Raw genomic sequence first — 15,413 nt, forward strand, 5'->3', positions numbered from 1 at the left:
AATTTTCACAGTGATATAAACTTTAAATGCTCTCCTTGTTGAGATAAAAAAGTCTCTAAAGTCCCTTGTAGTTTCACCTCACCTTTCTCTAGTAGTACGATCCAATCAGCGCGATTGATGACGCTGGGACGATGGGTAATCAAAATTGTGGTTTTGTCTTTTCGGTATTCCAATAGCCGATCTAGCACGTGAGATTCACTTACCGGATCAAGTCCGGCAGTTGCTTCGTCTAAAATCAGTACAGGTGGATTAGTAAGGATGCCTCTAGCGATCGCTAATCGTTGTCTTTGTCCACCAGAAAGATTTGCCCCAAATTCCCCTAAAACAGTTTGATATTGATTGGGTAGTTGACTGATAAAGCCGTCTGCATCAGCAATTTGACAGGCTTTGACAATTTCCTCAAAGGAAATATAAGGCGTTCCTAAGCGGAAATTATCTAAAATCGAACGACTCCAAAAGTGAGGTTCTTGAGGGACATAAATTACTTGTTGTCGTAGGCAATCAAGAGAAAGGTCTTGGATGTTAAAAAAACCAATGCGGATATTACCAGAATTCGGTTGATATAAGCCTGCGATCAATTTTGCCAAAGTACTTTTACCACAACCTGACTCACCAATCAAAGCAATCACTTTCCCTCCAGGTAACTTGAGAGAAAAATTTTCGATTAAATCAACTCTGCCAGCGTGGTGAAATTGGAGGTGGGAACAACGAATATCTGCATTTTCAGAGATTTGTGCAGTCGGCCTTTGACCACTCCCAACTACTTCTGGTGTAGCATCAATAACTTCCAAAAGGCGAGAGATTGCTGTTTGAGAGTGAATATATTCATCCATTAAACCAACTAACGAGTTAATTAAAGCCAGGACGTTAACCTGTAAAATATTAAAAGCTAGCATTTGACCTATGCTTAATTCACCTTGAATTACCAGAATGCTCCCTAGCCCAAGGATGATGATGCCACCAATGCTGGAAATGAGTCTCGCAACAGTACCGTTAATAATTCCAATTTGGATAGTACTATAAGTGAGATTGGCTAGGCGACCAAAACGACTTTGAAGTTCATCCCAGAATTGGGGAGCGGCGTTTGTGGTTTTGACTACCTGTGCGCCCTTAAAGGTTTCTACTAAAACGCCTTGATTTTCTGACCCCAAGACCAAGAGACTGCGGGTCTTTTGCTGGAGAATGGGCAAGAAAGGCAGAGTAGATAGAGTCATTAAAAAGACAATGAAGATGACTACTAGTGTCAACCGCCAGCTATAAAACAGCATGAAGCTGAAAGAAACTACTGCAATGAAAAATTGACTTGGTAAAAGAACTACAATCTGTGATACCAATTGGTTGATTTCGTTGATATCTCGCAGTCGGCTGATGATTTCGCCACTGCGACGAGCTTCGTAGTAATTTAAAGGCAATTGGAGAATTTTTCGTCCAAACTCCAAGACTAGCCCTAATTGTAGTCGTTGACCAAAATGAGCAATCATGATGGATTGCAATGCTTGCAGACCACTGCTGAATAAGCTCATGACGATAACAGCCAGAACCACAACAGTGAGTAACTGGGTATCACCGCGCACAAGAACATCATCTGTCAGCAGTTGGATGAGGATTGGGCTACTGAGAGCGAGTACACCCAGGACAATGTTGATCATCAAGACTTGACTCAGCAATCCCCGATAAGGCAAGATCCGCATTAAAAAGCGCCCCAAGCCGGCTTTTGCTTTTTCTTTGGGCTGCTTAAAAAAGCGATCCGGATCTGGCTCTAGTAAGAGCATGACGCCATTCCAGGCTGCTGTTAACTCTTCTCGATTGATATAACGGATACCTACACCTGGATCGGCAATAACATATTTTTTACCCCGTTTGTCGTATAAAACAACCCAGTGGTGTCCCTGCCAATGAATAATTGCTGGTAAGTTTATTTCTGTGATTCTGTCTGCGATCGCAGGCGAAGCTTTAACTGCTCTAGCATTGAAACCCAGATTCTCAGATCCACGTTTTAAACCCAGCAAAGTTGTTCCTAGCTGTCCAGTTCCTACCGCTTCTCGACTGCGATTGATGCTTAAAAAATGCCCGTAATGCTTGGAAATCGAAGCTAGACAAGCTGCTCCACAGTCTTCTTCACTCAACTGGGAAACACACTGATAATTTTTACGGAATTTAAATAGATCAAACATATTTACCGAACTTTAAAATTGGTACACAAAGTCAGCAGAGCAATTTTGAATTAAAAATCTGTAATTAATCGCGCTTTTCGGAGAATGAAATGAAGTACCGTTTCTTGGCGAGAAATAATATCTGCTCTACCTTCCATCCCCGACTTTAGATGACACTGGCGATCGCCTCTACCCAAATATGGTTTTTGCGGTTGAATAGTTACCTGATAAGCGAGTACCTGCGCCACATTCTGATCTACGTTGTTTTTTAAAGTTGGTAGAGCATCTGGTGCAACTGTTTCGACAATTCCTTGGAGAGTCCCATAGTCTGGATAGGGACAAGCGGAAACTTGCATTTGGACTTTTTGACCCGCTTTTACCTTGTCAATATCTTGAGCCTGCACGCGAGTTTTAATTAACAAAGGAGCTTTGAGGGGAGCAATCTGAGCGATCGCTTCACTGGGTTGCACTACCTGTCCTGGGTTGCGAAGATGCAATTGCAGCAGGGTTCCGGCGATTGGCGATCGAATTACACTCTTATTTAGATCGGTTTTTACTTGTTGTAGTTCTTGACCACTGCGATCGAGTTGCTTTTGCAATTCAAGGCGCTGCTGTAGAAGAGTCTCTCTTTCTTTGTTCAAAGCAGCTAAGGTCGCCTCACCTTTTGCTTGTTCCTGCTTAATCCGCTCAGATGCCACCGTTACAACAGCATTACTAGGATTGATCGCGGTTCTAGCCTTTTCTAAGTCCGTTTGTGCAACCTTAAAAGCGTATTCTTTTTCCTCCATGAGATTTTTCGCGCTAGCTTTAGCTTCTTCTAGCTTCGCTTCAGCAGACTTAACCGCTTGTTCTTTTTCCTCAAACAGATTACGAGGAACTGCTCCTGATGCTACTATCGGCTGCAATCGCTCTCTTTGTAGCCGAGTTAATTTCAAAGCTGCTTCCGCCTCTTGAACCGTTGCTATTAAGACTTTTTCTCGCAGCAATCGCTCTTTTTGCACCTTCGCTAAGGTCAAGGCTGATTCTGCTTTTGTCATATCAGCTGTAGCTTTAATTTGCTGATCTTGATAGTTGCGTTGAATACCACCAAACTCAGCTTGTGCAGCCATAATTGTGCGGTTAATTAAGTTTGTCTGAGCCGCAATCTGGACATTCATTTCACCGAGTTGAGCATCAATTTGATTTAGTTGTAATTGACTCTGTTGAATACTGCTTTCTAATTGACTTTTTTGGGTCTGGAGTTGAGAATCATCAACGTAAGCAATAGCTTGTCCTTTAGTTACCACCTGATTTTCTTGAACATCTATCTTTTGAATGATTCCATTCATCGCAGACTGAACAATTCGCTGTTCTCCAACAGGTCGAATACTTGCAGGGACTTTAACCGTGACGTTGTAATTCAGAACTGATGTAAGACTCACTCCTGCCACAAAAATAGTTAGCAGAATTCCTCCTCCAAAGTTTGTCCATTTACCGAGATGAGGGAGAAACTCGTTAACTTCAACTAAATGAAGTTGGTCTGGATTAAGTTCATTAAACCTATTCCAAGAAGAGTCCTCCACTGTGCGTAAGGATTTCACGGCATTGCACCTTTTGTTGTGAATGGATACATGAAAAAATCAGGTGATCTAAAAGTCAAGCCTGTTGCGTTGACACAAAGGCATTGATAAATCCCTCTAAATAAGGTGTTTACGGCTTATCTGCTAAAAATACTTTGCTAAAAAGTGAAACAGTAACAGATGCTGCTAACAGTGACAAACATCATGCTTTACAATGTTCTATAATCGAAAAAGGGGGAAGAGAAAGGTATGCGCGACGCGCCAGAATCACCTTCCTCAAATTTCTAACGTGTGCAACGCGTTAAAAAAAATGTAGGAGAACGCTCAAACTCCCTCAAAGTCCTCACTTACGTTGAGCGAGTCATAATAGTCTCCTCCATCCCCCTTTTATTCCCAAAAATGCGACAATTTGATGTGGCATTATTGTTAGCCTCACTAGCATGATCCTAATGAAAAATCACCATTACAGAGATTGATTGGTGGATGTAGTTTTGCGGAAAGTCTTGATTTTAGATATTTGGGTTATATAGACAGCACATCTGTAGACAGGGGATTTATAAAATCTGCGATCGCTTCTACAAATCAATGAGAAGAAACCTTGAGTGGCGAAATTGTTCAACACCACCCAAATCGCCCAGTCAAGTTTGCTATTTGACTAAACAAATCATCATTCTTAACTGTTTCAAAACCCATACTCGCCATTCCCCGCCGAAATTTATTGGTGAAGCGCTCTTAAGTGACAACTTTTGCAGGTTATTTGTAGGAATGGTTGAAGAATAGAAACGACAGGTAAGCCTGTAATTTCCCTAGTGGAAACAGATCCACCCAAATTAATGTGATTCTTTGATGTGACATGATTGTTAGCCTCACTTACGCACCTCTTTGATAAAAGATTCCAGAGGCTAACTCGCTGAGATAGTATTCCCTAAAGCATTTAACCAGATAATTCGGCTGTACAAAAGGGAAAATCATAGAAAAGCTCTGGAATCTAGGGCTGTTTCCAGCACCCAAAAAAGGGAAACCTTAAGCACCCATATTACTCAGCACTATCACGATAGCGGAGATTGCGGTACCGTATCGAGAATTGAACAAGATGACTCTTGCAATATCAGCTATTTTGTTCAAAGTTGGACATTTTAGGTAGGAAAGTAGCAAAAGAGAACAAGTTTGATGAAAAAATAAATTTATTTTTCACTTTTGACTTTTTGAGAACCCCACTTACTATTCCCTACCTAAATTTGCAAAGTACTTTGATGTAACAGCTGATTTTTCAAGCTATCTATGCTCCGTCATCTCCAAGACCATTGCCAGCAACGTTCTAACCACGAACTGATGACGCACCCAAGGCTCCAACTCCTCTAGGAAGATTTCCACCTAAGCCCAAGAAGTCTCGTGCAGCTGTATTGACAGCACTATTAATGCCTATGGAGGTGGCGCTGCTACCGCGAGGGCCGGAAGTGGTTCTTCCGATTAAAGCACTCCGTCTGCTACCGAAATTGCTGCCGCTTAACTCAAAGTCGGCACCACCTACTAGCATCTGTTGTTGCTCATCAGATAACTCGTTAAGCAACTCAGATGTAATTATTTGATGTGACATGATTGTTAGCCTCACTTACGAAATTAGGTGGGTTGACCACCTAAGACCCAACTATAAGGATTGTTTGTCAGGATTTCATAAACCTGGAGACATAAAACAAAATTGCATTTTTGTTTCTCAAGATAGATATAAAATCCTGTATTTGTTTTAGATATATCAATGCGCTAGAGCAGGTATGGTCAATATTTGGTGTTTTTGAAGGTATTTACAGTAAATGAATATATATTCACATATTTTGGATAGCTACAACCACAAGCTGTACATTATGGTATGGGTCAATCTGACTTTTCACCTCAAGACTAACTGACTTAAAAAGTACGCAAGGGCTGCACTACCTAAAGGAACTGTCAAATTGTCAATACCCAAAAATGAAACAGCTTCTAAAGCTGTAGCTATAACTGCTACTAAAAGTGATACTGCCCAAGTTTGCCAATTATTTCCTTGAGTTCCAGCTAAAATCAAACTACTGACGAGATAGCTAACGAGCATCATCGTCAGGGAGCCTTCCCAACTTTTCTCTGTCCCAAAAACTTTATATTTGTGTGTACCAAAGCGTTGCCCAATTAAGGCTGCTAGTCCATCTCCCCAAGTCATAATCAAAATTCCTAGTGCTGCGTACTGGGGTTGTTGCAAGTACCAGAACCAGGCAACTAAAATACCGAAACTGACAGAGTAAAAGAATGTCCCTAAACTTTGGCGTCCAACGCTATTAATACCAGGAAGAATGGGCAATCGATAGGATAATAAGGTGATTGCACTCGCTAAAATAGAAGCTGTAATCCCGACGCTAGCGGGAATATCGAGCCACCAAGCGATTAAAATCACATTACCAGTGCCAATATGAACTATCTTCCGCACGATTTCTGGCTTGTCGGCAAAGCGGTTTACCACCCATGCAATCAGGAGAATGAGTAACACCCAAATTGCAGCCAACGCAATTTGCAGCCATAAAACCGGAATTGAGGTGAAATCAGAAAATGTGATTAACAAAGATGCGACAAAACGAAAATTTTTACCTCTATAACTAATTTATAAGATTTAGGTAACTGTAATGAAACTATTATTAATTTGGCCGATTCGGGGCTACCGAATGTTTATCTCGCCATTGTTTCCTCCGAGTTGTCGCTTTCAACCAACTTGTTCGATGTATGCTATTGAAGCTATTGAACGATTTGGAGTATTGCGTGGTAGCTGGATGGCAACCCTGCGGATTTTGCGCTGTCATCCGTTTCATCCAGGTGGTTACGACCCCGTGCCAGAGGTGGTAGAAAAGGTTAAGGAGGAGTAGGTTTGTGCAAATGGTGGCGAATTGAGATTGGAGTTTAAACGCAGAGGAGCGCAAAGGGAAGCGCAGAGGGATGCAGAGAATGACAAAATTATTAAAGGATATGTTCGTGGGTATAGCTATTTGGGGAGATGTCAACAGATGAGGTTGTCATCTACCTTGGGAAGGTTGAATAATTTAGTTTAGACTTCTCATGATTAATCCCATTGCAATTTCTATACCAGAACCACAAATTCCTACGCCTGGCCCAAACCCGCTACCTAGTCCCAATCCTGAGCCGAATCCGCTACCGAGTCCCGAACCTGTACCGGGGCCAGCTATACCCCAACCATTACCGGGGCCTGCACCAGAACCAGTACCTGCTCCCATTCCTCAAACAGTTCCAGCGCCAATTCCCCAAACCATACCGGAACCTGTTTAGATTAACTTGGTAATGTAATCTAAAATCTCAAATCTAAAATCCAAAATGCTAAGAGCCGGAATTGTCGGACTTCCCAACGTCGGAAAATCTACTTTATTTAATGCTGTAGTTGCTAATGCTAAAGCAGAAGCAGCTAACTTCCCTTTTTGCACGATTGAACCGAATGTCGGCGTTGTCGCAGTACCGGATGAGCGGTTAAATGTTCTTGCTAAGATTGCCAGTTCGGTACAAACTATCCCGGCGCGGGTTGAATTTGTAGATATTGCCGGTTTAGTTAAGGGTGCAAGTCAGGGTGAGGGACTAGGGAATCAATTCCTGTCCCACATCCGAGAAGTTGATGCGATCGTCCATGTGGTACGTTGTTTTGAAAATGACGATATTATCCATGTTGCTGGTTCTGTTGACCCTGCGCGAGATATTGAAATCATTAATATAGAACTGGGTTTATCAGATTTAGCACAAATTGAGCGACGAATTGACCGGACTCGTAAACTAGCTCGTACCAGCAAAGATGCACAGTTTGAAATCACAGTCTTAGAAAAATTAGCTGCGGCTTTAAATGAAGGGAAATCGGTGCGTCAGGTAAGCTTGAATGAAGAAGAAACAGAAATTATTAAAGGATTAGAACTGCTCACTTATAAGCCGATTATCTACGCCGCCAATGTATCTGAGGATGAGTTGGCAACTGGTAATCATTTTGTAGAAACAGTACGGCAAATTGCATCGACAGAAAATGCCCAAGTTGTGATAGTTTCTGCCCAAGTTGAAGCGGAGTTAGTAGAGTTACCAGAGGAAGATAAAGCTGATTTTCTTGCGTCTTTAGGTGTGGAAGAAGGCGGTTTGAAATCATTGATTCGGGCAACTTACACACTTTTAGGTTTGCGGACATATTTCACTTGTGGCCCCAAAGAAACCCGTGCTTGGACAATTAATGCCGGAATGTCTGCGCCTCAAGCTGCTGGTGTAATCCACAGTGACTTTGAGCGGGGATTTATCCGCGCCGAAACAGTCGCTTATAAAGATTTGGTAACAACTGGTTCGATGAATGCTGCGAAGGAGAAAGGGTTGGTTCGCAGTGAAGGGAAAGAGTATGTTGTGCAGGAAGGGGATGTAATGTTGTTCCGATTTAATGTGTAGGGGTAATTAATCAGTGACCGTTATCAATCAGATAATGGTCAACCCACACCAAGTTGCGTAGGCTTTGCCCGCCGTAGGCATCGCACTTGTAAATCTTGACAAAATATTCGATATATGTATATTAACTTGCTAGCGATCGCAAATAAACCAGCAATCCTCAAAATCTAGTAGCTACTTCCACCCAAAACGTATATATAGGAACCCAAATTTTCATCATCTGTACCAACAATAACACCGCCTTTTGCACCAGGAACAAGTTCCATACCTTCAATTTTGTGGTAATCAGAGCGGTAGAGGGGAACAAGTTGAGAATTTTGTCGCCATGCAATTTTGTTACCATCCAATCCTAAATAACCAGCGACATACACAGCTGACTGAAATGGACCATCATCTCCGGCATCATTTGCTGAGGTGATGTACACAATTCCTACGGGATCTATCTTAATATCTGAAATATGACGAACATTTCCAGATGGAAACGGTACTTTCAGATTGGCAGAACCTTCAAGAGTAATTTGATATTTAGCTAAGTCAAAAAATCCCCAAAAAATAGTTGCTGGTTGTTCTCCTTCACCTCGGTGTCCCCAAATAGCAACTAATTTGCCGTCTATATTTTGTAATCCAAATGCTTCAAAATTATTTCCTGAAATAATTCCTGGAAGATTGAATTCCTTGAGAACTGAAATGGTCTTATTGGCAGGCTCTAACTTGATGTAATAAGCTTTTCCAGAACTACTTATAGCGATAAAAGAAGATTTTGTTTTGTCTGGAACAGATGTTAAAGCTTCTAAATCTACGGGCAACTCTGTATTATTTGGCCAGTTCAAGGGGAAATATTCAGGTTGGTTTTTACCCTTAATGCTGATGATTGCTACACGACCTTGATTTTTTTGTTTGTTGTCATGGACAATCAGAAAATCGAGCGTATTGCTTTGCTGCTCTATCAAAGCCATACCACTGATACCGAAAGGGATACCACCGCGAACCGGACGCCAATCTTGCGCCCCAACTTGCTGGGATATGAGTAACAATGCACTCAAGATTACTATATTTATAATTAACCTAAGAAATCGAGACATATTGATTTAGCGAAGCTCTGAGTATCGGTAAGAGATGTGTGTTAGCCGATGCTCAATCATATCAAATCCAGGCGATCGCACCATTCAATAAAGCAGCTTTTTGTACTCACAGCTATGGAGTAATTTAAGTAATTATACTAATGCCGTATTAAGATACAGATAATAAGTCTCGCCTTGGCAAGGCTACGGTATAGACTCAAGATAGTACTTTCTGCAAAGAAAGCAATAATTCGTTGACAGTATAAGGCTTCGACAAAAACGTATTAATACCAATGGCAGCTGCTGCACTGAGCTTATTGTCAGACATAAGTCCACTACTGGCAATAATTCTGACTTGGGGATTGATTTTTTGCAGGGTACGGATAGCAGTTAAACCATCCAACGAAGGCAGCATCATATCCATCAGTACGACACTAATTTTGTCCCTATTTTTAGCGTATAACGCGATCGCCTCAATGCCATCACTGGCAATTAGGGTTTTGTAGTTGTGAGTTTCCAATGATGTTTTCGTAATCTCTTGAATGGCAACTTCATCATCCACAACCAAAATCAATTCTCCATGTCCTGTCTGTGGTGGCAAATTTTCGGGGCTAAGTGTTTCCATTCCCTCCACTGCTGGCAAGTAAACCTTAAAGCTAGTGCCACTTCCAGGTTCGCTATACACGTTCACAAAACCTCCGTGGCTTTTAATAATACCCAGGACTGTGGAAAGTCCTAAACCAGTGCCTTGTCCCACATCTTTTGTGGTAAAGAATGGCTCAAAAATTCTATCTAATATTTCTCTAGGAATCCCAACTCCAGTATCGGAGACTGTAATCACTGTGTAAGGCCCCTCTTTGGCTTCCAGGTTCATCCGAGCATAATTTTCGTCAATCAACAGATTTTCGGCAGAGATACTCAAATTACCGCCATTGGCCATAGCATCGCGGGCGTTAACGCAGAGGTTCATCAGTACTTGATGCAGTTGAGTGCTATCTCCAGAAACCATCCACAAATCCTGCGGTACATCAGTGCTGATTTCTATAGATTTAGGAAATGTCTCTTTAAGAATCTTGGCAACTTCCATAATCAAATGTTTGAGTTGCAAAGTGATGCGCTTCCCTTCTACACCACGTGCAAAGGATAGCACCTGTTTGACTAAATCAGCGCCGCGTCTAGCGTTGATTTCCAGAATTTCCAGTAGATGACGAGTCCGCTCATCTGCATCGGGAAATTTCAGCGGTAGCAGTTGCGCTCCTGCTAGAATCGGTGTCAGGATATTATTGAGGTCATGAGCAATACCACTAGCTAAAGTGCCAATACTTTCCAGGCGTTGAGCGCGAAACAATTGGGCTTCTAGGTGTTTTTTATCGGTAATATCTGTGTCAACGGTGAGAATTGATTTAGGTTTGCCCTGTTCATCGCATACTAGACTCCAGCGACTAGCAACGAGAATTTCCTTGCCCATTTTACTAAGTTTAGTTAACTCGCCCTGCCACTTACTTTTACTAAGAGTTTGTAACAGAGCAGCTTCGATTTCTGGCGAAGGTTCGTCATACAAAAGCTCACTAGCATTTTTGCCCCAAGCCTCTGTCGCTTGCCAACCGTAAAGTGTTTCTGCACCTTTGTTCCAGAAAATAATTTGATTGTTTAAATCTCGGACGCAAATGGCATCTGTGGTGACATCTAGTAATGCTGCTTGTTCGCGGATTTTTTCTTCTGCCAATTTGCGATCGCGTAGCGCAGCTTGCTGGTCGCGCAGTGCGGCTTGCCGTTCGCTAATATCGATACTGGCGCATGTCACGCCGACAACTTCTTGCGCCTCATTTCGCAATGGCTCGATAGTTAAATCATAATATCGAGTTATATCTTTGATGGTTATTGACACTTCCTCTCGCGTTCCTATGCCCGTGGTTAGCACCCCACGTTTAATTTTGATGAGATGTTGAGCATCTTCTACTGGCATGATATCTAAATCTTGTTTGCCCAATATTTCTTCAACAGTCACTCTAGATGGGGGATTGTAAACCCAGGTATAGCGTAACTCCTGATCTTGGTTGTAGACAAAGATTGGAGAGTTTTTGAGGGCAACCCGAAATCGCTCCTCACTATGACGCAGTGCGTCGTCTGCCCGTTGACGCTCAATGGCATAACGCATAGAACGCACCAGCAAGTCGCCAGTTACTTGCCCTTTTACCAAATAATCCTGTGCTCCTTGCTGCATTGCCCTAGTTGCCAGGGTTTCATCATCTATACCTGTCAGCACAATTATTGGAGTGGCTTTTGCCTGAAGGTGAGCCATGACAAAGGTTTCCAATCCCTGGCTATCTGGCAGGGAGAGGTCTAACAGAATTACATCAAAAACTTCCTTTGCTAGGTAGTTGAGGGCTTCGGCAAGCCGCTCAACAGGCATCAACTCAACTACAACTGTGCTAACTTCCTTTAACAACTCCTGTAATAAAAAGACATCACCAGGGTTATCTTCTACTAACAAGACTTTAATATTTTTACCTGCCATTTCCACTACTCCGGTGGCAGTTTTACGATCGCAAACCAAAAATTTTCTATTGATTGTACAATTTTAACGAATTGATCGAAGTCTACTGGCTTAGTTATATAACAGTTGGCAGAAAGATTATAGGCTTTGAGGATATCTTCTTCAGCTTGAGAAGTGGTCAGGACGACTACAGGAATCCGTTTGAGGTTTTCATCTCCTTTAATTTCTGCCAGTACCTCCCGCCCATCTTTTCTAGGGAGGTTTAAATCCAGCAGTATAATATCTGGATGGGCTGCCTTAGCATATTTATCCTGTTTTCGCAAAAATGCCATTGCCTCTACACCATCTTCGACCACATTTAAGTGAATCGAGATTTTGCTATCTTCCAGGGCGATGCGTGTGAGTTGGGCATCGCCAGGATTATCCTCTACTAACAAAACCTCAATAGGCATAATCGCTGTTATGGTTCTCACCATTGCTTACCTGCTATATCTGGAATTGTGAAGTAGAAAGTCGAGCCTTGACCAGGTTTCGACTCAACCCAGATCCGGCCGCCGTGGCGTTCTATAATTTTCTTACAAATTGCCAGACCAATTCCAGTACCTGGATACTTGTCTCTACCGTGCAAGCGCTGAAAAATTATAAAAATACGTTCAGCATACTGGGATTCCAAACCAATTCCATTATCGCGCACCGAGAACAAATATTCCTTTTGAGTGGGCATTGGGCATTGGGCATTGGGCATTGGTTCTTCTTCCTCCCCCTGCTCCCCCTGCCTCCTCTGCTCCCCTGCCTCCTCTGCTCCCCCATCTGCTATCGTGAAGCCGATATGAATTCGTGGCTGCCGATTTTGGCAAAATTTGATCGCGTTGGCGATGAGATTTTGAAATACTTGTGTCAATTGGGTAGGATCAGCCATTACTTGAGGTAGAGTCTCATAAGTGACAACTGCCTGACTATCTGCGATCGCAATTTGGAGATTAGCGATCGCCTGCTGTAATACAACACTACAATCAACTAACTTAAAGGGTTGTCCACGGGTGCTGACGCGAGAATAGTTCAACAAGTCGTTGATCAAGGTCTGCATCCGGCGGGCCCCATCTACTGCATAGTTGATAAATTGATCGGCATTGGCATCTAGCTGATTTTTGTATCTTCGCTCTAGTAGTTGTAAATAACTTGTCACCATCCGCAACGGCTCTTGCAAATCATGGGAAGCGATATATGCAAACTGTTCCAATTCCGCATTGGAACGTGCAAGTTCTTGACTTTGCTGGGTTTCTTTTTCTAAGAGTTGCGCTTGAGATAAAGCAATTCCAATTTGGTTAGCTAATTGCTGTAATAACTCCGTTTCAAAGTTATTCCACTGTCGAGGCGCACCACACTGATGAGCCAGCAACAAGCCCCAAATGCTATCCCTGACAAGAATTGGCACTACCAGGTTAGCTCTGACAGCAAACTGTTGAAGAAATTTTCGATGGCATGGTTGAATATGAGCAGCTTCAATGTCTTCAATAGCACTCACTCTTCCCTGGCGATATCTTTCTATATATTCTTCTTTAAAACAAGGGTCAAAAATATTTTCTCCTAAAATTACCGGCCAACCAGGTAGTACTGCTTCTTGTACCACTGTTCCCGAACCGTCAGTTTCCAGCCTAAAAATCAAAACTCGGTCAGCTTGGAGTAACTTTTGTACCTCTGTCACCGTGGTTTGGAGAATTTCGTTTATTTGTAAAGATTCTCGAATTTTCAGGGTGATTTCTGCGAATAATTGCGATCGCAGATTTTGTCGCTTTAATTCTTCATCTGCCTGCTTGCGATCTGTGATATCTGTATAAGAACCCACCATCCGTACAATATCACCCAATGCGTCCCAAAGTGCCTGTCCTCGATCTAGAATCCATTTATAGCTGCCGTCTTGGCACTGGACTCGATATTCACAGACGTAAAACGGTGTTTTCTTGGCAAAGTGGTCTTGGAAAGCTTGAAGTACCCAATCTCGCTCATCGGGATGGATTCGTTTTGTCCATTCATCCCAACGGTTGGAAACTTCGTGGTCTTTATAGCCGAGCATTTCCTTCCATCGAGTTGAGAAGAACACTTCATTAGTCTTGAGGTTCCAATCCCAAATACCATCATTATTACCATGTAATGCTAATTGCCAACGTTCTTCACTTTCCCGTAGTGCTTCTGCTGTTCGCCGTCGTTCAGTAATGTCTTGGAAATAAACAGACAAGCCGTCTTTTGCCGGATAGGCGTGGACTTGAAGCCAGCAGTTTAGTAGCGGATAAAACTCCTCAAATTCTACGCTAACCTGTTCTAAGATTGCCCTGTGATACTCACGATAGAATGTTGTGTCGATAATTTCTGGAAACGCCTCCCAGATGTTTTTACCTAAAAGCTCATTCTGGGTTTTTTGTAACAGCCGTTCTGCTTGACCATTAATATAAGTAAATCGCCACTTTTTATCCAAGGCAAAAAAACCATCAGTGATGCTTTCTAGAAGATTAGTGATACGAGTTCTAGCGGCTTCAGATTGGGTGCGGGCTGCTTGCTCATGTGCCATCAGTTTCTCAGTAATTTGAGATACTTCAGTTACATAACGTCTGAGTTCTAATTGGTCGATTACCAAGCGACTTAAACCTACAAACGCCTCCACTTGTTTTTGGCTTAGTTGCCGTGGAACTCGGTCAATTACACACAGAGTTCCCAGCATATCTCCCTTCGGAGTAATTAATGGTACACCTGCATAAAACCGTGTATATGGGTAGCCAGTCACTACTGGATTATTTGCCAACTTCTCATCAGCTAGCGTATCAGGAACCACAACAACATTACGCTGCTCTTGGCAAAGATAAGACAACCCAACACTCCGAGGCATTTCTGATACATTTAAACCTACTTTTGCCTTAAACCATTGACGATTTTCATCAATGAAATTTACTAAAGAGATAGGAGTGCCACAAATAAATGCCGCTAACTGAGCAAGATTGTCATAAGCTTCTTCGGGTTCGGTGTCAAGAATTTGATACTGGCGGAGGGCTTCTAACCTCACAGCTTCTGTATCAATGTGTCCAGCTTTCATGAACTTTTTTTAATAAATTTTAATTTTATATTCATTCAGCAGCTTGGCTACTTTATGAATAGCTGTCGTGTACAACCTTTACTCTAACTTAGCCCTCCGCCTCCCTTGCTTATCAGGAAAGGAAGAAAATTTATTTATTGTGGGTTCTCGATACGCGATAAATCGCCGTCTCTACAAGTGTTTTGGTCTTATCTGAACTTGTATTGACTTATAACCTCCCAATGGACATTCCTAATCGGAGACTGGAAACGAGGTAAAAAAGATTTCGTGAAGTGATATTTAACCAAAGATCAAAAACCCGGTTTCTTATAGAAACCGGGTTTATTATGGTAATATAGTACAGAATTCTGAAAATACTGCTCCTCAACTACACTCAAGGAGCTGTATTATCTCTCCAATTTGTTACCTCTCACTTGCTACCTACCTTATTCTCCATAAATACTAGATATGGATGAAGGGAAGTAAGTTAGAGAGTTAATTAGGGAATTACCAAATACTTTGATGCAAATGTCTAGTGTGTGTATGTCACAGTTGTTTTTTGTCAACTACTAACAACACGTTCTCAAACGAAACTCAAGAAAACATTGCAAATAAACGCAAGGTGTGAAAACATCTAGACTA

At 42.1% G+C, this 15,413-nt stretch carries 11 protein-coding genes; 3 read left to right on the top strand and 8 right to left on the bottom strand.

What is annotated here, in order from left to right; all coding sequences use genetic code 11:
• Positions 1–5: 5 nt before the first annotated feature.
• From HUN01_RS20935 to HUN01_RS20950, 4 genes are all read right to left on the bottom strand, one after another.
• The gene (locus HUN01_RS20935) at positions 6–2,174 is read right to left on the bottom strand and encodes a peptidase domain-containing ABC transporter (RefSeq protein WP_181927813.1); all 2,169 of its coding nucleotides are present in this window, start codon (positions 2,172–2,174) and stop codon (positions 6–8) included.
• Between the two features lie 50 nt (positions 2,175–2,224).
• The gene (locus tag HUN01_RS20940) at positions 2,225–3,733 is read right to left on the bottom strand and encodes a beta-barrel domain-containing protein (protein WP_181927814.1); all 1,509 of its coding nucleotides are present in this window, start codon (positions 3,731–3,733) and stop codon (positions 2,225–2,227) included.
• 1,297 nt (positions 3,734–5,030) lie between these two features.
• Positions 5,031–5,309 (bottom strand): CTB family bacteriocin, encoded by a 279-nt coding sequence (locus HUN01_RS20945; protein ID WP_181927815.1) that lies wholly within the window; start codon positions 5,307–5,309, stop codon positions 5,031–5,033.
• Between the two features lie 288 nt (positions 5,310–5,597).
• Complete coding sequence (locus HUN01_RS20950) at positions 5,598–6,299, bottom strand: diacylglycerol/polyprenol kinase family protein (RefSeq protein ID WP_181927816.1); 702 nt, start codon at positions 6,297–6,299, stop codon at positions 5,598–5,600.
• A 61-nt stretch (positions 6,300–6,360) separates the two neighbouring features.
• Between HUN01_RS20950 and yidD the strand changes: the two genes are divergently transcribed.
• The 3 genes from yidD to ychF all read left to right on the top strand — a co-directional run bounded on the left by yidD (position 6,361) and on the right by ychF (position 8,152).
• Positions 6,361–6,597 (top strand): membrane protein insertion efficiency factor YidD, encoded by a 237-nt coding sequence (gene yidD, locus HUN01_RS20955; protein WP_181927817.1) that lies wholly within the window; start codon positions 6,361–6,363, stop codon positions 6,595–6,597.
• A gap of 190 nt (positions 6,598–6,787) precedes the next feature.
• Complete coding sequence (locus tag HUN01_RS20960; protein ID WP_181927818.1) at positions 6,788–7,015, top strand: hypothetical protein; 228 nt, start codon at positions 6,788–6,790, stop codon at positions 7,013–7,015.
• A 45-nt stretch (positions 7,016–7,060) separates the two neighbouring features.
• Positions 7,061–8,152: a redox-regulated ATPase YchF gene (ychF, locus tag HUN01_RS20965; RefSeq protein WP_181927819.1), complete on the top strand. Its 1,092-nt coding sequence runs from the start codon at positions 7,061–7,063 to the stop codon at positions 8,150–8,152.
• Between the two features lie 164 nt (positions 8,153–8,316).
• On the opposite strand, the gene HUN01_RS20970 is transcribed toward ychF, so the two are convergent.
• From HUN01_RS20970 to HUN01_RS20985, 4 genes are all read right to left on the bottom strand, one after another.
• Positions 8,317–9,231 carry a hypothetical protein gene (locus HUN01_RS20970; RefSeq protein WP_181927820.1) on the bottom strand — a complete coding sequence of 305 codons (915 nt, stop codon included), beginning with the start codon at positions 9,229–9,231 and terminating at the stop codon, positions 8,317–8,319.
• A 196-nt stretch (positions 9,232–9,427) separates the two neighbouring features.
• Positions 9,428–11,728: a hybrid sensor histidine kinase/response regulator gene (locus HUN01_RS20975; RefSeq protein WP_181932764.1), complete on the bottom strand. Its 2,301-nt coding sequence runs from the start codon at positions 11,726–11,728 to the stop codon at positions 9,428–9,430.
• Between the two features lie 5 nt (positions 11,729–11,733).
• Positions 11,734–12,183: a response regulator gene (locus HUN01_RS20980; RefSeq protein WP_420832736.1), complete on the bottom strand. Its 450-nt coding sequence runs from the start codon at positions 12,181–12,183 to the stop codon at positions 11,734–11,736.
• Positions 12,177–14,792 (bottom strand): GAF domain-containing protein, encoded by a 2,616-nt coding sequence (locus HUN01_RS20985; RefSeq protein ID WP_181927821.1) that lies wholly within the window; start codon positions 14,790–14,792, stop codon positions 12,177–12,179. Before HUN01_RS20985 ends, HUN01_RS20980 begins: the two co-directional genes overlap by 7 nt.
• Between the last annotated feature and the right edge of the window lie 621 nt (positions 14,793–15,413).

Origin of the sequence: Nostoc edaphicum CCNP1411, from assembly GCF_014023275.1 — a bacterium.
In the GTDB taxonomy this organism is placed as follows: Bacteria; Cyanobacteriota; Cyanobacteriia; order Cyanobacteriales; family Nostocaceae; genus Nostoc; species Nostoc edaphicum_A.